Below are 21,358 nucleotides of genomic sequence, written 5' to 3' on the forward strand. Positions count from 1 at the left end.
GACCATGTCTCTTCCCGCTTTTTTTACCGATCTTGCCGCGCGATTGCAGTCGGCCGAGTTTCTCCAAATAGCCCGGCATTCCGAACATCCCAGGGCATTTACGCGTCATCGCAAGTTGCCCTTAGCCCCACCCCGATCGCCAGAACCACGGGCGTTGATACCAAGACGATTCGTTGCACGGCAACGAGCCGGTCGATTTGCATCGTCGCATCGTCGCGGTGCTGCGCCGCTGCTGCAAAAACCTGCTGCTCGATCTCGTCGAAGAGCGGATCGGCCAAATCCTCGTCGATCTTATTGGCTCTCACGATGTCATGATGATCGACCGCCTTGAACATCGTCTTTGCGAACGAACGATACTTCTTATGCTTCTCGAGCAGGCTAAGCAGCATCACGCTACTGCCGGGTTCGAGTGCCAGCGCCTTTTTCAGCGAAGCGTCAAGTGCTTCCCCGGCCTCGCTGTGCTCGCGCAGAACCTCCGGACGTGGGTCCAGGAAGTACTTGCGTTCGGCCGATTCCTCCCATGCGACGCTGTAGCGGGTTTCCTCGAAAGCTTTATCCGCCTCGTTGGCGGCTTGCGCGGCGAAACCGGCGCTCAAGCTTTCATAGGCTCCCCAGAAGGCGAGAAGAGGCACGCTCAACAGAACGAGGGCGAGTCCAAATATCGCGGTGCGCCGAGTGGGGGAAACGCTCAACGACGACTCCTCAGGTCGGTCTGCTCCGACGTTGCTTCGCCACAGGAAACGACGCCTTTGGGTACCTTTCTGTCGGGTCACGATTGCTCCAATTTGGAAGGGCACGTCGAGGGCGTGATCTGCTCGGCAGGCCGGGAGAAATGCAATTGGACGTTGTCAGTCTGCCCGTGGACGGCGCGCGTATCGGAAGTAGTGGCCCGAAGCTTGGGTCAGTTCGTTCGTTGAGTCCAAATCGCGCAAATTACGGGCGACTCCGATCCCGGTCCGCGTTTCGTCGGGCCACACCGCTTGTGAACGGCACGCTCTGGCTTTTCGAGAGATCTCGCGTCGGTGGATTGCAGGGGCCGGTGCGTCGTCCGGCTGTAGCCTACCGACGCTATCCGCGCCTCTGCGGAGTATCGCCAGCCGTTCTAACGCTTCGCACAGCATGGCGTCGCGATTCAAGGAGCCCGAACGACCCCAACGCCGCCGCGATAACGCACACGCTCATGCAAAGCCAGCGAGTAGTGGACCGTCAGAAAGTCGCGTTCATGAGGCGCGGGCGTCGTAGTGTTTATGCGCAATACCGGCTTGTGCATCGACGGCGCTCTTGACGCCCTTCGCGAGGTCGACAGCGCGGCCTTGCTCCACATGGGAAAGCGCCGTCATGACAACGACGATGCCTTGCAAAGGTAATCCGCGAGCTGTTCATACTCCCAGTCCTGCGTTCGCTTGCAGGCTTCCAGACGCTCGGCTTCCGACTTTCCTTTTTCTGTCAGCACGGCGATCGGCGTCGGCGTGAAATATTTCGGATCAACGGGTGGCTGCTGAAGGACGGTGTCGATCAGGCCAAGCGAGTGCAGTGACGTAAAAATTGCAGGCCGCTTATGCCACGGTATCTGGCGATATTGAGCCAGGTGGAGAGCCTCGAGCACAGCTCCGTTGGCGTACTTCATTCTTGAATCCTTATGCCTTGCCCGTGTTTCCATGCGGCGTCCGAACGCTACCTTGAAGGATAAGATGAGACTGTGTCATGATTAGATTGGCAGAATCGGCAGTCAACGCGCAATGTGCTCCGTCGCGGCCACGTCGCACTGAATATGAGCAAAGCTCGTGTAAATTTCCTATAATGCGAGTTGTGCTCACTTTCCCCTGAGCTTGTCCCCGACACCGCATCGGTGCCGGGGGCTTTTTTCGGCGTTGTTGCATGTATCCGGCCCGAGAGCAGGGTACCCAAGTCCGACACGCCGCTTACGGTGATGCGCGGGCGGACGGCCCAGAAACGCGTGCCCTCGACTGCGAATTCCTCGGCTTCCTTCGGAGCTGTACGTTGACCAGGACGCGCAAACGGTCTTTGGACAGCGTGATCGTCTCGACCGAGCCGATGTTGACGTCCTTGTATTCGACTTTGGATTTGCCAGGCTCCAACCCCTCCGCGTTGACGAAACTGATGGTGATCGCCGGGCCGCGGTTGGAGATTGATTTAACCGCGAGCCCGATGGAGATCGACGCGGCGACCAGGAGGATGAGCCAGACGAGCGAGGGCACCCAACGGGCGCGCGGGACAATCATGGGCTCGGGAAGCGCGGACTCACGCGGACCCTTGCTCGGGGTGTCAGGCGGTTGTGAATGCTTCGACAAACGGGGCTCCTAAGACCGCCGTTGCGAGCTAGTCATGAGGTGTTTGGGCGACCGACGCTTCTTGACGGAGAAGAGCAAGGCCACGCCTTTCGCCTAGCAGTTCGCCCTCAGTGAGCGCGTCGGCCTGAACGCTGATCATTCGCAGCGCATGCACTGAGGGGTCGGTGGTCGCGGCGGCGCGCAACAAAGCGATTCGAACAGCGGGCGCCGCGACGAGCGATGCTTTTCGCGGGCCTGACCGAATGAGGCAACTGGCAGATGGTTCGCCAGCGTCCTTTGCGCCCGGGCCCGCAGCCAGATCCGCCACGATGCGTGTCGCGGCAAAGCAGTGCATCAGCAGAATGCCCGCGAAAAACCCGATTCCCGTCCACACAAGCGCCATGGCGCCCTCCCGGGGCGACGAGCCCCTTTGCCCTCTCACCCGCCGCGCCTACGCCGAATGGGCCCTTGGGCGAGGCGCCCGTCAGAACGGCCCGGCCGCCTCGCGCATTCCTTAGCGAAGGCTGGCAGTCGGTTGTCCACCAGACACTCGGTCGGTAAGCTTCCCGTCTCTGCGAGAAGGGTATTTCAGAACCGAATCGAATCGCACCTTGACTGAATATGAGTAGTGGTCGTATTCTTTCTTTGAGAAATACGAGTAATACTTGCATTCAAGGAGAATGCCCATGCCTGAGCTATCGCACATCGATCCCCGGAGCTCCGCGCTGCTGGTGATGGATTACAGGTCGATGTCCTCACCAGGTTCATGACGGCTGCGCAGTCGGCCGAAGCGATCGCGTGCGTGCCTGATCTGATTGCCACGGCGCGAAATGCGGGCATGGTCGTGATCCATGTCGTTGTCGCATTCCGGCCCGGTCATCCCGAGGTCAGCCCCCGTAACCCCGTGTTTAGCGTGCTGAAGGCAAACGGAATGCTGGTGGCCGGGAGCGAAGGCGCCGCGATCCATCCGGCCGCAGCGGCACGAGAAAGGGAACCGATCGTGGTCAAGCACCGCATCAGCCCGTTCGTTGGCACCGACCTGGAGACGCTCCTGCGCGCCAACGACATCGACACGCTGGTGCTCGCCGGTGTCCGCACCAGCGGGGTCGTGCTGTCGACCGTTCGCCACGCCGGCGATCTGGATTACCGTTTGGTCGTCGTCCGCGATTGCTGCGCCGACCCAGATGCAGAGGTGCATGCGATGCTGCTGGACACTGTCATCGCGAAGCAAGCGGCCGTTGTCACCATGGTGGAGCTCGCCGGTGCCCTGCCTGGCAGGTCTTCATGAACGAGCGCGAGCGATAGACTTTGCCGGTTTTTTCTGTGTCAGTGAAAAATTCACTTCGCACGCGGTAACTCCTTTGACCAGCAAGGTTAGCGAAGGAGTTCGTCCGTTAAAACGCCCAAGCGACGTATTTACCCTCGCAACAGTGACGAATTTGCTGCGGTCCATGACCGAGCCGCATGGTCGCCGTGTGTTCCAAGTCCTCTTATCAAATCTGAACACTCGGACGATAGATTGCGCTGACGCCACGCCGATGGCCTGGTCGAGCTTCGGCAGAGAGGCCGTATTCCGTCCAGCGTTGCCTGATCTGACACGAAACACGGCGTAACAAACGGATGCCGCAACTGGTGGCCAGCAAGCGGAATAACGTCAGCCGGCGACGCGTTTCATATTCAGCAGGTCCGCGTCGTCGTGCACATCTTCACATGCGAATTCACATGCTCCGGCAACGCGCTCTGCGAGGCGAACCGATGGGGTCTTCACGGTGACGACGCGGCGGTCCGCGTCGTGGTACCGGACCGTCGAGCAGGACGGATTCATGCGAAACTTTATTGGACTCGGAATGGTGCTTTGCAGCTGTGTCGCGTGCGCGACGCCGATGGCGTCGCAGCCCGGTGAGGCTGATTCGCTGAACGACACGACTACCACATCGCCCGTGTCGCCCACGTGCCGCATGGTCAGCGGCACGGCGGATATCGACGGCACCACGCAGAACATATCGGGCCTTGCGTGATGGGTGACGTTTCCCCGCCGCCCCCGTATCCGTACTACCCCTATTACGACCCGTGGTTTTACGGGCCACCTGTGGCGTTCGGCTTCGGCGCGTCGTTCATCTTCGTCGATCGTTTTCACCACTTCCAACATATGGATCACGTCCACGTCGGACCGCACGGCGACATCCGCGGCGGCTTTCATGGCGGGAGTGGTTTTCACGGAGGCAGCGGCTTTCACGGAGGGGAGGGCTTCTTTAGAGGAGGCGGTTTTCACGGAGGCGGCGGGGGGCACCGGTAGCCCCTGGCTTCATGCGCCTGGCTCACCTCCTGCGCCCGCGCCGGCTGACGCCGGCTATATCAAGGTGCGAGCGTCGAGACGCGTATCGCCGCCGGATCTTTCAGAAGCGAAACTGCGGCACGCGTTCGCTGCATGGACGGCGATGGCGGCAGCGCATGCTTCGGAAGGGGGGCGAACTAAAAAGTAACCGTAGATCCAGAAAGCTGAGTCATCCGCCGCACAGCCGCCGATGTCGTTGTCAGACATCAATGGCTGTGTCGTAGTTGACCTCATCAAACCTTGCGCCCTTGTTTTTTGTTCCGGATGATGCTTCGCTTCGAATCGGCGCGGGACGATATGTACCGGGGCCGGCTTCCATGCTCACTTCTTCGCCAGGCAATCACCTGCAGAGCTGAGTGGCGCTGGTCAGCTCTGCGTTGTACGGGCTTTCATATTGTTTTCAAGTCCGTTTGCGGTCAACGGTTACCTCTTTTGGGTGCGAAATTTTCGACCGGATGACGGTTAGCCGAAGTTACCGTGACTCACAAAAAAGCCAACTCGACATTGACCTTGATGAGACGGAAACTCCAGCCATGCAAACATCGACGAACGTTGAAATGTGCACAAACATTGCTGGCGTGTCTCCGTTCCGAGGAGTGAAGGTTATCGAACTGACGCATCTCATCGCCGGCCCCTACTGTGGGCAGCTGCTGGCAGAGGAGGGGACAGACGTCATCTTAAATCGAGCCGCCCGAAGGCGAGCTTACACGGCATCGCGAACCGATGCGTCGATCCAGCAACGGAACCATCTCCGGTTACTTCGGTTCGCTCAACCGGGGTAAGTAGAATGCGCTCCACACATTAAAAGGAATGAGACATGAGCAACGTTACACGCAAGTTTGCCGACTTCACCACGTCATTACGCTTCGAGGACTTGCCTGCCGACGTGGTGCATGAAGCCAAGAGAATGATCCTCGACGTGATCGGCTGTGGGCTTGGAGGCATAAATCATGAGATCGGCAGGATCGCTCTCGAGTATGTCAACGAGATGAGAGGCGCAGCCGAAGCGACTGTGATCGGCACTGGCAGAAAGTTGCCACGCCTGAACGCCGTGTATGCCAATTCACGCATCGCAAACGCCCTGGACATGGACGACACCTACTTGGGGTCCGGGCATTTCGCCAATGGCGCGGTGGCTGCCTCCCTTGCACTTTGCGAGCATGGCGGGGGATCGGGGAAAGACTTCATTACGTCCTTTGTGGCGGGCTACGAGATCGCAGGCGTCGTCGCCGCAGCCCTGGTTTGCCAGGACATACATCCGACCGGGTCGGCCACCGTGGTTGAGGATGGAAAAAGACGATATGCAAAGTGGTTTTCGCCTGCCGCGCTTGTCGCAGCGTCTTCAGCGGGAAGCAGCATCAAGGGACTCGGGCTGGACGCCGAGCGGGCCTACCATGCACTGTGCATCACGGGCGGCAACACACCGATCGGGACCATACGCAAATGGACGGAGACAGCCAAGCCGCTGCCCACATTTAAGTATTGCGATACAGGCTGGTGCGCCCAGATCGGCTTGTCTGCGGCGCTGTTGGCGCAAAAGGGTTCCACGGGCCTTGAAGACATGTACGACGGGGACATGGGCGTTCTTGCCGGCCTGGGGGTTTCTCCGGACTTTCTGGACTTTTCATCGATCGCAAACGAACTGGGCAAGACTTGGCACTTGATGAAAACCAGCTACAAGGGCTGGCCAAGCTGCCGCGGAACCCATTCCGCGCTGACGGCGTTCACGAAGATTTTCGAAGACAACAAGCTCAAGGCGGAAGAGATCGAAAGAGTGACTATCAGGGGACATGCCTCTGTGGCTTCACCCCGATTTGCCGCCCAGGACCCGATCGGGCCTGTCAGTTCCGAGTTCAGTAATCCGCACAACGTAGCGATGGTATCTCTCCGGGTAGGCCGGGCGGACTGGCACACGCCGCAAACCGTGTCCGATAAGCGCGTCCAGGAATTGAGGCGGCGCGTTTTCGTTGAGATAGAGACCGACGCGGAGCGCCAGGACGCGGAAAAGAACCAACTGCACAAGGGCATGTACATTCCCCCGACTGTCGAGGTCAGGGCGCGTGGCCAGGTTTACCGCGGCAGTGCGCTGTATGCATGGGGCGATCCGGCACCGGAAAGCCGGTTTACGGATGACGACATCAGGGCAAAGTTCAGGGACTTGGCGCTCAGCGTGAATCCCGGATCGGTCTCATGGGGCGGAAGGGTTGAACGCCTAATCGAGACGGTGGAGAACCTTGAGAGCCTGAAAAATCTCAACCCGTTGACGATGTTGCTCTCGCCATCTCAAGCTTGATTAACCGGTCAAACCGGAGTTCCCATGAACCAAAAATCCCCTGAACATGTCGATGCCGCGGTCAAGCTGGCGGACAACGTGGCTCGAATCCAGTTCAACGATCTGCCTGCCGAAGTCATCGCCCACACCAAGCGGACCATTCTTGACGTTCTCAGCGTGGGAGTGGCCGGCACGACTGCCAACGGCTCCGACATCCTGGTGGCTCTTGCCGACGACCTCGGCGGCAAGGAGGAGTGCAAGATTTTCTGTTCAGTCAGAAAAGTGCCTGCGGGGACCGCAGCCATGGTGAACTCTGCGATGGCGCGGGCGCGCGACTACATGGACGAGCACTACGAATTGAGCACCTGCAGCGCGGTGACGGTGGTGCCCACGGCGCTGGCGGTCGCGGAGAAGGTGGGCAGAGTCGACGGGCGAACCCTTATCACCGCGGTGGCGCTGGGGATGGACGTCATGATCCGGATGGCCGGAGCCTGGAAAGAGCAAAGCTCCGGCTGGTCTCTGCCTGCCGTCCTCGGCTACTTCGGCGCCACAGCGACCGCGGGCAAGCTTCTTGGACTCGATGCCGAGCAGCTGTCTAATGCCTTCGGAATCGCCCATGCGCAATCCTCGGGAAACCACCAAAGCGCGATCGACGGTGCGCTCACGAAGCGCCTGTCATCGGGCTTGGCGGCCCAGGGCGGCGTGCTGGCGGCGATGCTGGCGCAGCGAGGCTGGACCGGCGAGCGCAACAGTTTCGAAGGGCGCTTCGGCTTTTTCAACCTCTACGCAAATGGCAAATATGACCCGATCCCGTTGACCCGCGATCTCGGCCGGCGCTTCGAAGGGGTCGGTATCGGCATGAAGGCCTATCCTTCCTGCGCCCATACACATACTGCGATTCCGGGCATGCTTGAGCTGATGTCGCGCCATGCCATTCGTGTGGAAAACATCGAGAAAATCAATGTCGGCGTCAATGCGTTCAACTACATGATCGCGGGCGAACCTATAGAGGTGAAGCGGGTGCCCAAATCGATGACTACCGCCCAGTTCAGCATTCCGTACACAGTTGCGGCAGCAGTCCTCGACGGCAAGGTTGTCATCGACAGCTTTACCGAAGACATGATCCGCAGGCCGGACATATTGAAACTGACCAGCCGCATTCACGTGTACGTCGATGACGCCATCGAGCGGGCATGCAGTGGCCAAGCCGGCTCCGCGAGGGTGATTGTCACGATGACCGACGGATCCGTCCATGAGGTCATGATCGAGCACGCGCCAGGTTCGCCGAGTAACCCGATGAGCGCTGCGCAGGTGAGCGCAAAAGTATGGGAATGTATGCGCCATGCCGCCAAGCCCGTGCCCGACGCGACTGTGCAGGAGTTCATCGACCTCGTGAACTCGCTGGAGCAGGTCGACGACGTGGCGAAGATCATGCGTCTGCTGGGGTAGTCTCCGTGCGATATTGAAGTGTCGGAAGCTACATTGCATACTGTCTGACAAACAGACTTAGAGCTGCTAACAAACACCTCTCATCGCTGAACGCATGTAGTGCGTTTGACGGTGCATGGGGAAAAACAGAAACGAAGAATCAGGAGACCCGGTATGTCTAACATTGCGGCCCGGCTAGAACGGGTGCCGTTCTGCGGCTTTCACAAGCGGCTCTTGCTGATGGGAGGCCTGGGGTACATGTTTGACGCGATGGATTCAGCATCGATGGCCTTTGTGCTGCCGGTCATCAGTGTGGCGTGGACGTTGTCGTCGTTCCAGACAGGACTGATCGCCAGCAGCACTTATCTGGGGTACTTCGCGGGAGCGCTGTTGGCGGGACTCTGCGGCGACCGCTTTGGTCGCAGGATCGTCATGATGAGCGCGCTCTTCATCTTCTGTTTCGCTTCACTGATCAGTTCCCAGATGAATCACTGGCAGGCCTTCTACGCGACGCGTATCTTCGCGGGGTTCGGGACCGGTGCGGAAAGCGCGATCGTCTCTCCGTTCCTCTCGGAGTTCGTGTCGCGGCGCTCCCGTGGCGCATTCACCGGAGCACTCGCCAGTTTCTTCTCCTTGGGCTTTGTGTTTGCCGCAGTCCTCGGCAACCTGATAATCCCCCACGTTGAAAACGGCTGGCGTGTGGTCGTCGTCATCACGTCGTTGCCCGTTTTTGTTCTGTTGTGGTGGCGCCGCGCGCTACCTGAGTCACCTCGCTGGCTGGAGACCAAAGGCCGTCTTGCGGAAGCAAGCGCTATTCTGGATCAGATCGAAGCTTGGGCCGTGAAAGAAGGCCGTTCGTTCGAACCGTTCGTGGAATCAATCAGCACACCGGTAACACCAACATCTAGTTCGTCGTTCTTCAGCAACCTCAGAGAGATCTGGTCATCCAAACTCCGCCGCACGACTGCCATGTCGTGGACGATGTGGTTTGCGATCGCCTTCAGTTACTTCGCGTTCTTCACCTGGATCCCTAGCCTGCTCGTTCAGCACGGCATGACGATCACCAGGAGCTTCGGTTTTTCATTGCTCATGTACACGGCGCAGATTCCGGGCTACCTGTCGGCGGCCTGGATCAACGAGCGTTTCGGTCGCCAGGCGAGCATCGTCGGTTACATGGCGCTAGGCGGAGTGTCGGCAATCGGGATGGCAATGTCCCACTCTACCTGGCAGATCGCGGTCGCAGGCATCTGTCTCTCGTTCTTCATGAACGGCACATTTAGCGGCGTTTACGCCTATACCCCCGAGATCTTCCCAACACATCTGCGGGCAACCGGCATGGGTGCGTCTTCGGCCTTCGGACGGATCGGCGCGACCATCGCCCCGATCATGGTCGGGTTGATCTATCCGGTGCTGGGTTTCGCGGGCGTATTTGGCATCACGACATGCGTGCTTGCTGTTGGCGCCCTCACCGTGATGATCCTGGGCGTGCCGACGCGCGGCCTCGCGCTGGAAGAAATATCCGCGACGCAAGCGAACGCGAGCTCCGAAAGAGCACAACTCGACCCGCACAGCAGCGACGCATGAAAGGCGAACAAGCGCCGAGACCCCTTCAGCAAGTCTGGTAAAAACTGAATCAACATAGTTCACAAAGCGAGCCATTGCGCGTGGCAGATCGATTACCACGTGGTGTTTCCGGTGAAGTATCGCAAGACGCTGCTGGATGAAGAGATGGTGCAGATCATCACGGAAACGGCGCGGGAGATTAGCAAGCGCTACGACATGGAATTCGAGCGGATCGGGTGCGACGGAAATCACATTCACCTGCTGTGTACGGCTCATCCGAAGATCGCGCCAGGTCAGATTGGGAGGGCGTTCAAGAGCATCACGGCGAGAAATATTCCGGCGTAAGCCGAGCGTCAAGAAGGCTTTGTGGGGCGGCCAGTTCTGGACGGACGGCTACTCGTCGCGACGGTTGGCGAAGGCGGAAACTGGTCGGTAGTCGAAAGACACGTTCAGAACCAAGGCAAACCTCGAGAGGATCTACGGCAGTTCAAGCTTTTCAGCACCATCCGGAATACCCCGCGCTCTTGGCGCGGGTTTGTTTATTTTTACTGAATAAGTTAGTCATACGAAACATATAGCAGGAGACGAAATGAAAAAATATCCGATAGCTTACGTAATAAAAAAGAAGATTTTGATTATCTTCGGTATGTTGTTGCCCGGCTCCGCCGCATGGGCGCAAGGAAGCGTCACCCTTTATGGGAGAGTCGACGCCGGACTGGTGTTTACGAACAAATCTTTCAACGAAACGACCGGTCAAAGTGCGGGCAAGCAAGTGGAGCTCGTCAATAGTGGCAGCCAACCGTCCGTATTCGGACTTCGAGGACAAGAGGATCTGGGCGGCGGGCTAAAGGCGAACTTCAAGCTTGAAAGCGGAATCTCCTTGGCTAACGGGGGTTTTGACAATACGGACGGAAATTTTTTTGGTCGACAGGCATGGGTGGGGCTTTCTTCGAACAACCTCGGCGAAGTAAGGGTCGGCCTGCAGTTATCCCCTTTCGAATTGGCGCTCTATGACTCGGATCCACGCAGCTTTGATCAGTTCGCCAGCGCGATCAATATCTATAGTAACAACACGTTCAGTGGCGCCTTCGTTTCTAACGCGGTAAGCTATACCAGTCCAAAGATTGCAGGGCTGACTGCCAGCGTTATATATTCATTGGGAGGCGTGCCCGGGAACTTCGCGGCTGGGCGCCAGTATTCCGCGAGTCTCCGGTACGATTACGGCGGGCTGACGGTCAATGCCGCCATTGATGACGTGAGTCAAAGCAGTGATGCAGTGGTGAACAATACCTTTTTTGACACGCCATTCGAAGGCCGGACGGTTGGTGTGGGTTATCGTTTTGCCAACGTGAACGTGAAGGCATCATTTACCAACTATAAGGCCCCGAGGCAGGATATCGATGGAACGACCAGTGGGGGAGACAACAATGTTTGGAATATCGGATTCGATTATCACGTCTCGCCGACGATAGATATAAATCCGGGTATTTGGATCATAAGAGATCCGCACGATTCCGGCAATCACGCCTTGATGGCCGCATTGGGAGCCACATATTCCCTGGCAAGGACCACCTCTCTGTATGCGGAGGTCGGAATAGCGAATAACCATGGCAAAGAGGTGATCGGATTGGAGCGCGATGGAGCGCAAGAAGGAGTCGAAGGCAATACGCTAGGCGCGACAATCGGAATCACGCACACATTTTAGGGGATCTGCAAAACGTTGTCCGAGCGCGTGCGTGACGTGGTTTAAGGTGGCGCGACCAGTTTCCGACTTAGACTCGATATTATCGTATCGGCATGCTGCCTTGCAGAGGCATCTCACCGCATCCAGATTTGAATGTGCATGCTACGGGCGCACGGTTAATTTGGCGAACAGGTTGAGAAATATTGTTCAAGGAAGAGACGATGACCAAACTTACGATTGCAAAGAGAATTTGTGGTGTACTAGCTGCCTTAGCGTCGCTCAACGTCGTCGCGCAAAACGTAGGCACGACGCCAGCGCGGGAGGCTGCTTCTATAGCAAGCGCTAAGGCCGACAACCGTGCTCTTCAGAAAAGCGTTCGTCGGACTTTATCCAAGACGAGAGGCCTAAGCGTGGAGAATATCCTGGTTCGGGCACGGGGCGGAGTGATCACGCTACAAGGTTCGGTGCCGGACCCCGGGCAAATCGAGCTGGCCGAGAAAATCGCGCGTGGCGTAATTGGGGTGACGTCAGTACAAAACTTGTTGACGGTGCGTCAGCCTGGTTTATGAGGGCGGTCTCAATCCGAATCCCAACAGAGTGTCTAGGGTTGTGTCGCAATAAGAAGGGAACGGCAAAGAAATATTGTTAGGATACCTTAAATGACCAAGCAGTAAAACTGCTCAGCAGCAGACGGAACGACGCCCTCCGCCGTTTTCATCTGCCCTTTCCTGATCATGTACACTTCGATGCCGGACAGGATGATGCGCGCGTAACGAATGCTACGCCGAAAGCTGCGAACGATGCGAGAGTGCCTAGAAGCGGATCAAGATTCGGAAAAAATATCTTGTTGAAAATCAGCGCTACGGCTGCGCCAAACAAGAAAAAGTCGAAATACTCTATGAGAGTACCGACAAAGCTAGCCGCTGCTACTCTCACCATACGAGAGCGCCCTGACGGCCCACTTCCCTGTTTCATTGTCGTCTCCTTTATTTGGCTGCTGTATCCAGGCACTGCAATATCTCGTCAATTGCCACGCATCAGAAAAGAACCCGCATTTCTTACAAGATCAACAACGTGATTTCTTAACTTTCTCCCCGCTGGCGAGTCGCAAAAGGCATGCCACACGCGTTCACTATGAAAGCAAAGCAAGCATGGCAGGTACGGATCCGCCCTTCGGCAACTGACGAATCGTCTCGACAAGTTCGTCGGCTCGGACATGGGTGTGATTGTAGCTAAGGCAGTCAGCGATTTTGGTTTCAAACTGCTGGGGTGTCATGCGTTTCTCGGGGCTACCTGAAACGGTTTCGGTGTTAATGGTAGTGCGTTCACCGTTGGCAAACTCCACTTCGAAGGAGACCGGCACCATACCGAGGTGGGGGACCGAATCGCTTGCCTCGATTGTGATTTTTTCAGCTGCAAATGCACCTACTTTGCTATCCCGAATGATCTCCTCGCTAAAATCAGCGATACGAACTGCTCCGCGCTCAAGTGCTACCGTGACTGTGTAGGCGATACTGAATTGCGCGTCGACAACACCCGCCGTCGCAGCGTCAAAACGACGTCCTACCATGTTCACTGCCTGTCCACTCACTAAAATGCGGATGTGCTTGATATCCAGCGGCCGTACGCCCTGTGCATGAAGTTGCAACCCGAGGTCAATGGGCGCGTGGGTGAAGCGACAAGCAGGATAGGGTTTGAGACTCAAATCCTCGACCAGCATGCACTCACCAAGGCCGAGTTCGATGAAATCCCGGTCGAATTGCCCATCTTGATACAAGTTGATGAAGCCAGCTTTACCTTCGAAGACGTTGTGTGGGCCATCGACGCCTGCCCCCGCAAGAGCTGCAGACAGGATCACGTTCTTCGCCATCAGCGCAGGTTGAAAGCGCTTGGCTAAGCTCCCATCGATTATGGACTGCAAACTTCCCGCGGTTTGCGCGAGTTGATGACCGAGGGCACTTACAGTGGTCTTAGTATCCCAGCGGCGGAGACGTGCGATTGCCAAGACGGCGCCCATTCCGCCGCTGATTACGCTGTAGTTCCAGCCCCGCGACCCCTTCGGCCCTCCGGCGCGTCCGACCCGCATAGCACCATCGAGGCCGACAGCGAGTGCCGTGAGGAACTCGTGTCCGTCGCAGTCCTCTCTGTTCTCTTGAAGGTCCGCGAGCAAAGCGGGAAGCACCACGCTGTTTGCATGCAGCGGCACTTTGTCATCTGTATCGTCGTAGTCCAGAGAGTGCATGCTACCGGCGTTTAGGAAGGCGGCCACCGGAGCGGGGGCTTCGCCGAATCCCCCCCATATCGTGCTTCCAGCTTCTCCCCAACGGCTCATCGCATCTCGGGCCTGCGCCATGCCAGGCGCGTTGGTACCCGCCAGAGCGCACGCTATGCTGTCTACGAGCGCGTCGACAGTGGCGTCAACTGTCGCGGGCCGAAGATCGGCAAAATTGCGTGAAACGGCGTTGCTAGCAAGTCGGTATGCGAGATCCATGTGGTCGTCCAAAAAGACATTCGATGATGACAAAGTCTCCGACCGAATCGCCAACGCCGTCAAGTTGCCTTTTCTACATCCACGGGTAAGCCATGGTTACTGGCAGTCATCGAGGAAGTCGACGGGAATGAAGTCGCCTCGGCACAGAAAGCGCCGCTGCGCTTTCGAAGCATCAAGTAATCCCACGATTCAACGTCCACTCGCCCTGCCACAGAGGAGAAGCACTAGTGTATTTGCAATATAGCGCAGGGCGTGGATGAACTCCGAGGACGGTCACCGCCAGGTAAAACTTACCAATGCGCTCGAAAATCCAACTCGACACGATACATTTCGCGATCGAGAGTGGATGCACCAACGACTCACCGATAACCGCTAAGCAGAAGTTTACTTCTGCTTCACGCTGCTGTCTGGCCGGAGGCACTATCGATGGATAGAGGACGAAGTGGACAAGGTGTGTTGTTGAACTGAGCGAAGCCGAGGAAGTGACGTTGCAGCAGCTGTGGATCAATCATCGGCACTGGGACGCGCGTACGCGGGCCGCGGGGCTGCTTCTGCTGGGTCGCAAGGTCAAGCCAAAGACCATCGCTGGGCAGCTTGACGTCAGTGACCAGTCGGTCTACAACGAGGGCTCATGCATGGCGCGATGGCGGCGTGTACACGCTCACGGGTGCTCATAACGGCGGCCGGCCCCGTGCACTTTCTGAAGCAATGTTCGCCACGGCGCTGGAAGTGGCCCGTGCCGAACCGTTGACCCTAGCCCAGATTGCCCAGCGCGTGCAGGACGTTCTTGGCGAGTCTTTGCCATGTGGCATCGAAACGCTCGGCGAGGCGCTTAAGCGAGCGGGCTTCTCGTTCAAGGGCGACCGCTACGCGCTTAAAAAAAGCGCAACGAGGAACAATTCGAGATGAAGCGCACCACGCTCGACAAGCTTCAGGTAGCCGCACGCGACGGCCAATGCCGTCTGCTCTATCTCGACGAGGCGGGTTTTTGCGCATCGCTGCCCGTTCAACGTAGCTGGTCACCACATGGCTTGCCCCATGCCATCGAGCCCAAGGTCGGATGGTTACGGTGAATCAACCTCGTCGCGGTAAGCGCGATAGATTCGAGCCGGCTGGATAAGGAGAGGAAATACCGCTTGAGTACCTATCATGCGGGCAGATAGCCGGACAGCCGAAACCGACGCAACACTTTGAGCGCTTGAAGCGGCGTAAAAACATGGCCAAAAGGGGCGTGTCCCACTATCTTAGATCTACGACGCGCGCCGTCAACGCGGGTTGAACAATCTAACATGCGTCGGGTGGGCGCCTCCTTTCGCGGCGTGCGCTCAAGGCACTATGAGGGTCGAACGTGGCGTTCGTCGTCAAGTAATTTTCGGTATTGAGGCAGCGCCGAGAAGATTAACAACACGGCGACCGCGGACGCGATAGAGCAGACTATGCCGAGTGACGCGCCTACCATTTTTGGATCATGAAATATCCGGTCGGTAATCAAAGCTATTGCCGTCGGACCAATCCCGAATCCAATCAGTTGTGCGAAGAATGTGAACAACGAGGAAACGACCCCGCGCATCCGGTTCGGTGTTCCAAGCTGCATTGCGACCGTGATATTTGCCGCTGGAATGCTCCAGAAAAAGATTGCGCAAGCGGCAGCGGTTAACGCGCTGATCGGGCCGGGCATCACCGGAATCGCCGCGCAAGCAACTGTCATCAGACACATTGACATTGCCGATGCACGAAGCGCCGCATCATCGTAGCCTTTGCGTTCAAGCAGGCGGGAAACCCACGGACCAACGACTACTCCAATTGATCCACAAGTCACAACTAGGAGCCCAAAGTGATATCCGACAAGGGCGGGCGGGACGTGGTGGTACCGGATAAGAAATGATGGGAGCCAGGTTGGGACGCCCAGCGCCACTATTGCTTGCATTCCGATGCCGAAATAGATTCGCATGTAAAATCCGCGTCGCGCCCAAATATACGCCGCGGCCTCGCGTGAAGTGTACTTTCGATCGTCGGCTATAGCCTTTAACGCTACTCGGCGCGTCGGCTCCCGAACGGTCAAGAGCACCAAGGCCAACAAAAAACCCGGCAAACCAACAAGGACAAATGCTAGCTTCCAAGTCACAAGATTCGCAAACTCTGGGACGTGCTGCCGCACGCTGTCCGCAAAGGCGATAACGAGGCCACCTGCAACGAGCGAGAACCCGCCGCCCAGCAAAGGACCAAGGGTTAGAATGCTAAGCGCACGCGCCGCGCGTCGTGCGGAGAAGTAATCGGCTATCAGAGAGCATCCGACTGGAAAGGCGCACGCCTCGCTTACGCCAACTCCAAAGCGAGCAATGAACAGTTCGGAGTAAGTGTCTGCCTTCCCGCAGAGCGCCGTACAGATACTCCATGCACAAACGCCGAATAGCAAAACGTTTCTTCGATTTGTAGAGTCGACAAGGCGCCCAAAGAACGGAGACGCAAGAAGGTAGGCTGCGATAAATGCAGACCCTTGAATCAAGCTAATTTGAGTGTCCGAGATAAGTAGCGAATGCTTAATCGGATCGACAAGTAGGTTGAGTAGTTGGCGATCGATGTAGGCCAATGAGTATGAAACGGTGAGGATCCCAAGAACATACCAGGAATACACGCTGTCTAGGACAATGCGCTGAGAACTGAGCGAGGGGGCGGGTACGACGCGCGAAGCGAATATTTCTGTCGCGTCGCTTTTTCCGACCGACGCGTTGGTTGATTCATCCATCTTTTGTCTCCGTTTTTGTCTCTATTTCTTGTCGTGTCAGAGAGGGATATGGGTCATAAACGCTCGCTGCGATCGAATAGATGGGCGGCCCTGAAGGCATCCGAACTTGTTGGGCCGCGGCTTTACTTCGTCGTTGAAGCAGACGTGCTTGGAGATGTTGGAAGTTGGGGGAATGTGATCAAACGTCCCATTTTTCTTCGGCGATCCGTCTCTCTTCGCCGCGAGTGGCGTCTCGACCCTGTATCTGATTCACAGTGGCTAGTGGCCTTTGGGACTGGGCTCATCACAGTTCGAATTCTAAAAGGCCCACCTTTTAAGTCAAGTCAGCTATGCTGCTCACTTCGGTAAGCTGTGCTTTCGTCTCCGAGCGGAAAGTTTTGTTTGCAAGTTTGCGCCCACCCCGTATGCGGCTTATATCTTCCATGCCGTCAAGAGCAAGCGGGTGACGATTCTGATACGTCGACTCAAGCACCGCGCATTATTTTTTTGCTAACAGTTGTTGTGTTGTTCGACCCGTCATTCCGCGCAAGTGGAGCCGGTGACGATTGCCGTAGGGGCGGCGACGGCGTGAGGGAAGTGATAGCGCCGGTGATGTCGTTCCGTGAATCGTCTTGCTCTATGGCTTTCGGAAGCCTTTGCAACTTAGCTGAACAACATTAAAAGTTGCAGCACCAGCCTCACAGACGCGTGTTGCTAACGCTACTTGGCATTGGATACTCTCCGCGTTACCGAGCGCCTGCATGGCACTGCTCGAAATATCATGGCAGGGCTAAAACGCAGGGCTGATATCAGGGAAATGCTTTCAGGCGACACCAAGCCTATGGCATTTTCCCTCGACGCGCAGCGTCTGGCGCGCTTCACGCTGCGGTCCGCGCTCAACTGAACCGAACTAGCTGTTTCGATACCCGGTTTTAGAAAGAACCGATTGTCACGATCCGCTGAGGTGGGCCCCGCTAAATCTGCGTATCAGCTTCAATGTTACGGTTGCGGGGTTGGACAAGCCAATTTGATTTGTAGCACCGGGCAGAGCGAGTAAACCCTATGACTTGGACTCGCTCCAGCTTTTCCCGACGTTATGCGTAAGGCGACTGACGGCGCAGGACCGCGGGTAAAACTGAATGCCCGAGGTAGGGTGCTTACTGACAAAATATGGGTCGGTATACTGTCAATATCTGACGAAAAATGGCGCTCTAAGGAACAATGGATCATGCCCTTTACCGATACGCAAGCTGGTGACTTGCCGTTGCTTTACAACATGTCGACCCGTGGCGATGACACTGGGAACTGCGCCCAGGTGCTGCTCGATCGGGAGAATTTCAAACAGTTGAGTTTTGGGGCGGCCCCTTTCGGGATATCGAGAGAGCATGGTGGCATTCTGATTTCGACAGATCGGTTCCGGTATGTCACGGCGTGTTTGAGGCTGCAAGCCGACTATCGCATTTCCGTGACGCCTTCCTGTCGAGAAAGGAAACGGAAAAATTACCATCCGTTACCTTCCAAGTCCCAATAGCCGTCTTCATTGAAGACCCAATAAGATAGATCCCATGGAACTTCGACACCTGCGTTATTTCGTTGCGGCCGCCGAAGAGGAGCATTTTGGTCGAGCTTCCGAGCGACTGCACGTGACCCGGCCGGCGGTCTCTCAATTAATTATCGACCTCGAAAATGAAATAGGTACGCAACTCTTTGAACGGCTCGCCCACAGTGTCAAGCTCACTGCGGCCGGGCGTGTCTTGCTGCCTAAGTTGCAAACAATAATGATTGATCTTGGCCAAGCTTTTGCGATGGCGAAGCTCGTGGGTCAGGGTAAGAGTGGAGCACTCAACGTTGGATATGGCTCCTTGACCTTACTTCATCCTTTATTTCGGGCAGCGATCAAGGAATTCCACGAGAGTTATCCTAACGTTACGCTTTCGTTGTTCGAAATTCCGACGTCGGAGCAGGTCAAGGCGCTCGCTGTTGGCAAAATCGACGTGGGGTTTATGCATTTCGGTCCTGCGTCCGTCGCGCCTCGAAAAAAGGGAGGCTCAATTGGGCCTGCGCGAGATGGGACAGCGCTCGATTACCTGACTATTCAAACGGGCAGCCTCGGCGCTGTGGTCCCGCAAGACCATCCACTAGCTAGAAAGAAGTCTGTCTCTTTAGGCGAACTTGCCGGGGAGCAATTTGTAGTCGTGCCTCATTCGAGCGTCAGCCCTGGATACGGACCACTATACGCACTTTGCAAGCCGGCGGGATTTGAACCTCAAATTGTGCAAGAGGTAAGTTCGATTGCCTCGCAGTTAAACCTCGTCTCTGTGGGCATGGGTATCGGGCTCGCGGTTGTAGGCCAGGACTTTACGTATCCTTCCGGCGTCGCCGTAATACCGCTAAAAGACGTGAAGTACAAGACCAGTTTTCTGCTTGGCTGGATCAAGGGTCGTTCGGAACCAGTACTAGATCGGCTAATTGAGATTGTGAAGGCTGCCGCCAAGTAATGTGTAATGGTGTCGGCTGTTTCAACGCTGCAGATGTCGCGCCCCAAGACGGGGGTCAACTTCGTCCTGCCACTGCTTCCCCCAGTGGCCAAAGTGCTTGCACGGTACCTACGTTATGGGCGTCCGCCTCATACTCCAACGCGGCATGTGTTCGTTCAGATGAAGGTGCCATTCGGCGCGTTCACAGCCTCGTCAGCGGTGCGACACATCCTCATCAAGCATGCATCGATCGCCGGCATCCAGGCTCCCTACCTCGGCAGCCACGTCTTGCGGCATTCAAACGCCGCACAGCAACTCGATATTGGCACCACGGCGCGAGTGCTGTCGGATCTGCTCGGCCATCGTGACCCGGAGTCGGTGTCGGCGTACGTGCGCATCGCGACGCAGTCGCTGCGCGAAGTCTCGCTGCCGGTACCGCGATGAGCACGAAGATCACCGCCGCTGTCCTGGCCCGTGACGCAAAGGAGTTCCTGGCGTTCAAGCGAGCTATGGGGATGGGCTACCTGCGTGCCGAGTTCGTGCTCAATGGCTTCGTGCGCTTCGTTCGTGGCCAGTACGGCGAACGCTCCGTATCATTGGAACGGGCGGTGTCGGAGTAGGTAGTGAGGATCGAAGGTCGCAAGGCCATCACGGTGGGCAACGAGTTCGGCGTCGTTCGCCAGCTTTGTCTCTTCCGTCGCCGTAGCGACGCGCACTGCTTCGTGCCTGATCACGCACTGGCACCTGTCAAGGAATCGGTGTTCGTACCATACATCTTCAGCCGCGAAGAGATACTCGCCGTGGTGAACGCCGCCACGCGACACGAGGGTCGCAGCATGATGTGGGGCGCGATGTTGCGCGTTCTCACGCTCGTGCTGTATTGCACCGGAATGCGGCTCGGCGAGGCTACAAGACTGCGCATGGTCGACGTCGATCTGCGCCGGGCTGTCTTGACGGTTCAACGGAGCAAGGGGCGTTCGCGCATCCTGGCGATCCGCGACGATCTTGCCGCGGAATTGCGGCAGTACTTTCAGTACCGCGAGAAGGTACTGGCGGCAAGCGGTGCGGACGATCCCATGACACTGTTCATCCGTCGCGATGGATCGGCTCTCACCCTGCGCGCAGCGTCCGATGCGCTGCGAGGCCTGCTGCGGAATCTGGGCTTTAAGCCACCGCGCGGGCGCTCGGGCGCCAGACCTTACGAGTTCCGGCATGCCTTCGTAGTGCATCGGCTGACCGCGTGGGCCGTCGAAGGTGCTGACGTGCATGCGAAGCTGCCATGGTTGTCTGCCTACCTCGGGCACCAGAATGTGCTCGGCACGGAGGTCTATCTCAAGGCCACGCCGCAACTGCTACAACTGGCAAGGCAGCGCTTCGAACAGCGCTCACGCAGCAAGCGCTGCATGCGATGAGCCGCACGCCGTCGCCCAGCCTGTTCGCTCATGTGCAGTCATACTTCACCGAGTACCTGCCGCGGCAACGTGGCGCCAGCGCCCATACCATTCGCGCCTACCGGGATGCGTTGACGTTGCTGTTCAAGTTCGTCTCCGAGCAGAACGGTCGCGGTGTCGCCTCCTTGCAGCTTGCCGACCTCGACGCTAACGTCGTGACACGCTTCCTGGATCACATCAAAGCTGAGCGATCTAATTCGGCGGCGACGCGCAACTGCCGACGTGCAGCGATCCGAGGCTTCTTCAAGCACCTGCTGCGCAATGACCTGACTCACTCACAACAGTACATACGGGTGTTGGCCATTCCTGCCAAGAAAGCGCGCCAGCAGCCAGCAACCTACCTTGAGGCGGAAGATGTTCGATTGATCATCAACATGCCGAACAAACGCACCTGTGACGGATGGCGCGACTATACGCTGCTGCTGTTCCTCTACAACGGCGGTACTCGGGTCAGTGAAGCTGCGGGCCTTCGGTGGGACGATCTGCAGTTGGCTGCCCCGAGGCAAGTTCGCCTGCGCGGCAAGGGAAGAAACTATGACGATCTCGGGGATATGCGCAGTTGCACGCCACGCAGACTCGTTTGTCCTTCTGCGATGGGCTATGCATAGCAGGTCCGTGGTGTGAACTGCGCATAATTACAG

The 21,358-nt window shown here is 57.3% G+C and carries 20 protein-coding genes and 2 pseudogenes; 15 read left to right on the forward strand and 7 right to left on the reverse strand.

The genetic code is table 11. The features are described from left to right. Window positions 1–98 precede the first annotated feature (98 nt). The 3 genes and pseudogenes from AWB69_RS28375 to AWB69_RS49675 all read right to left on the reverse strand — a co-directional run. Complete coding sequence (locus AWB69_RS28375; protein ID WP_062090159.1) at window positions 99–692, reverse strand: hypothetical protein; 594 nt, start codon at window positions 690–692, stop codon at window positions 99–101. Window positions 693–1,336: 644 nt separating this feature from the next. Beyond that, window positions 1,337–1,627 (reverse strand): hypothetical protein, encoded by a 291-nt coding sequence (locus AWB69_RS28380; protein WP_062090160.1) that lies wholly within the window; start codon window positions 1,625–1,627, stop codon window positions 1,337–1,339. 260 nt (window positions 1,628–1,887) lie between these two features. After that, a pseudogene (locus AWB69_RS49675) lies at window positions 1,888–2,243 on the reverse strand (MlaD family protein); the annotation flags it as partial. 814 nt (window positions 2,244–3,057) lie between these two features. Between AWB69_RS49675 and AWB69_RS28395 the strand changes: the two are divergent. Then, window positions 3,058–3,579 carry a cysteine hydrolase family protein gene (locus AWB69_RS28395; RefSeq protein WP_231937267.1) on the forward strand — a complete coding sequence of 174 codons (522 nt, stop codon included), beginning with the start codon at window positions 3,058–3,060 and terminating at the stop codon, window positions 3,577–3,579. 366 nt (window positions 3,580–3,945) lie between these two features. Here AWB69_RS28395 and AWB69_RS48025 read toward each other — a convergent pair whose 3' ends face one another. Beyond that, window positions 3,946–4,581: a hypothetical protein gene (locus tag AWB69_RS48025; RefSeq protein WP_156528995.1), complete on the reverse strand. Its 636-nt coding sequence runs from the start codon at window positions 4,579–4,581 to the stop codon at window positions 3,946–3,948. A gap of 602 nt (window positions 4,582–5,183) precedes the next feature. Here AWB69_RS48025 and AWB69_RS50575 point away from each other — a divergent pair. From AWB69_RS50575 to AWB69_RS28440, 7 genes are all read left to right on the forward strand, one after another. Beyond that, window positions 5,184–5,408 carry a CoA transferase gene (locus AWB69_RS50575; protein ID WP_156528999.1) on the forward strand — a complete coding sequence of 75 codons (225 nt, stop codon included), beginning with the start codon at window positions 5,184–5,186 and terminating at the stop codon, window positions 5,406–5,408. Window positions 5,409–5,443: 35 nt separating this feature from the next. Beyond that, window positions 5,444–6,919, forward strand: coding sequence for an MmgE/PrpD family protein (locus AWB69_RS28415; RefSeq protein ID WP_062090166.1), 1,476 nt, complete (start codon window positions 5,444–5,446; stop codon window positions 6,917–6,919). 24 nt (window positions 6,920–6,943) lie between these two features. Continuing rightward, on the forward strand, window positions 6,944–8,347 hold the full coding sequence (locus AWB69_RS28420) for an MmgE/PrpD family protein (protein WP_062090167.1): 1,404 nt from the start codon (window positions 6,944–6,946) through the stop codon (window positions 8,345–8,347). A gap of 153 nt (window positions 8,348–8,500) precedes the next feature. Continuing rightward, on the forward strand, window positions 8,501–9,910 hold the full coding sequence (locus tag AWB69_RS28425) for an MFS transporter (protein ID WP_062090168.1): 1,410 nt from the start codon (window positions 8,501–8,503) through the stop codon (window positions 9,908–9,910). 54 nt (window positions 9,911–9,964) lie between these two features. Continuing rightward, the gene (tnpA, locus tag AWB69_RS48030; protein ID WP_269447499.1) at window positions 9,965–10,234 is read left to right on the forward strand and encodes an IS200/IS605 family transposase; all 270 of its coding nucleotides are present in this window, start codon (window positions 9,965–9,967) and stop codon (window positions 10,232–10,234) included. Between the two features lie 244 nt (window positions 10,235–10,478). Further along, a complete protein-coding gene (locus tag AWB69_RS28435) occupies window positions 10,479–11,594 on the forward strand; it encodes a porin (protein ID WP_231937269.1) in 1,116 nt (371 codons plus the stop codon). A gap of 200 nt (window positions 11,595–11,794) precedes the next feature. Continuing rightward, entirely contained in the window at window positions 11,795–12,142 is a 348-nt protein-coding gene (locus AWB69_RS28440; protein ID WP_062090169.1) for a BON domain-containing protein, read from the forward strand. A gap of 86 nt (window positions 12,143–12,228) precedes the next feature. Here the strand turns inward: AWB69_RS28440 and AWB69_RS48815 are convergent. Together AWB69_RS48815 and AWB69_RS28450 are read right to left on the reverse strand one after the other, a co-directional pair. Further along, window positions 12,229–12,378 (reverse strand): annotated as a pseudogene (locus AWB69_RS48815) (IS6 family transposase); the annotation flags it as partial. 327 nt (window positions 12,379–12,705) lie between these two features. Beyond that, window positions 12,706–14,064 (reverse strand): MmgE/PrpD family protein, encoded by a 1,359-nt coding sequence (locus tag AWB69_RS28450; protein ID WP_156528997.1) that lies wholly within the window; start codon window positions 14,062–14,064, stop codon window positions 12,706–12,708. Between the two features lie 708 nt (window positions 14,065–14,772). Here AWB69_RS28450 and AWB69_RS49680 point away from each other — a divergent pair. Then, complete coding sequence (locus AWB69_RS49680; RefSeq protein ID WP_231937270.1) at window positions 14,773–14,973, forward strand: hypothetical protein; 201 nt, start codon at window positions 14,773–14,775, stop codon at window positions 14,971–14,973. After that, entirely contained in the window at window positions 14,970–15,137 is a 168-nt protein-coding gene (locus AWB69_RS48035; RefSeq protein ID WP_156528998.1) for a hypothetical protein, read from the forward strand. Before AWB69_RS49680 ends, AWB69_RS48035 begins: the two co-directional genes overlap by 4 nt. 260 nt (window positions 15,138–15,397) lie before the next feature. Here the strand turns inward: AWB69_RS48035 and AWB69_RS28460 are convergent, their stop codons facing one another. Further along, the gene (locus AWB69_RS28460; RefSeq protein WP_082913632.1) at window positions 15,398–16,810 is read right to left on the reverse strand and encodes an MFS transporter; all 1,413 of its coding nucleotides are present in this window, start codon (window positions 16,808–16,810) and stop codon (window positions 15,398–15,400) included. Window positions 16,811–18,354: 1,544 nt separating this feature from the next. Between AWB69_RS28460 and AWB69_RS28470 the strand changes: the two genes are divergently transcribed. The 5 genes from AWB69_RS28470 to AWB69_RS28485 are packed head-to-tail and all read left to right on the forward strand — an operon-like array spanning window position 18,355 to window position 21,325. Further along, window positions 18,355–19,287 carry a LysR substrate-binding domain-containing protein gene (locus AWB69_RS28470; protein ID WP_062090173.1) on the forward strand — a complete coding sequence of 311 codons (933 nt, stop codon included), beginning with the start codon at window positions 18,355–18,357 and terminating at the stop codon, window positions 19,285–19,287. A 33-nt stretch (window positions 19,288–19,320) separates the two neighbouring features. Next, window positions 19,321–19,710 carry a tyrosine-type recombinase/integrase gene (locus tag AWB69_RS28475; RefSeq protein WP_231937273.1) on the forward strand — a complete coding sequence of 130 codons (390 nt, stop codon included), beginning with the start codon at window positions 19,321–19,323 and terminating at the stop codon, window positions 19,708–19,710. After that, window positions 19,707–19,886 (forward strand): hypothetical protein, encoded by a 180-nt coding sequence (locus tag AWB69_RS48820; RefSeq protein WP_197500351.1) that lies wholly within the window; start codon window positions 19,707–19,709, stop codon window positions 19,884–19,886. Before AWB69_RS28475 ends, AWB69_RS48820 begins: the two co-directional genes overlap by 4 nt. Window positions 19,887–19,889: 3 nt before the next feature. Continuing rightward, window positions 19,890–20,678 carry a tyrosine-type recombinase/integrase gene (locus AWB69_RS48825; RefSeq protein WP_231937271.1) on the forward strand — a complete coding sequence of 263 codons (789 nt, stop codon included), beginning with the start codon at window positions 19,890–19,892 and terminating at the stop codon, window positions 20,676–20,678. Continuing rightward, on the forward strand, window positions 20,675–21,325 hold the full coding sequence (locus AWB69_RS28485; protein WP_062090175.1) for a tyrosine-type recombinase/integrase: 651 nt from the start codon (window positions 20,675–20,677) through the stop codon (window positions 21,323–21,325). The genes AWB69_RS48825 and AWB69_RS28485 overlap by 4 nt, the downstream gene beginning before the upstream one ends. Window positions 21,326–21,358: the final 33 nt, after the last annotated feature.

The organism is Caballeronia udeis, assembly GCF_001544555.2.
GTDB classification, from domain to species: Bacteria; Pseudomonadota; Gammaproteobacteria; order Burkholderiales; family Burkholderiaceae; genus Caballeronia; species Caballeronia udeis.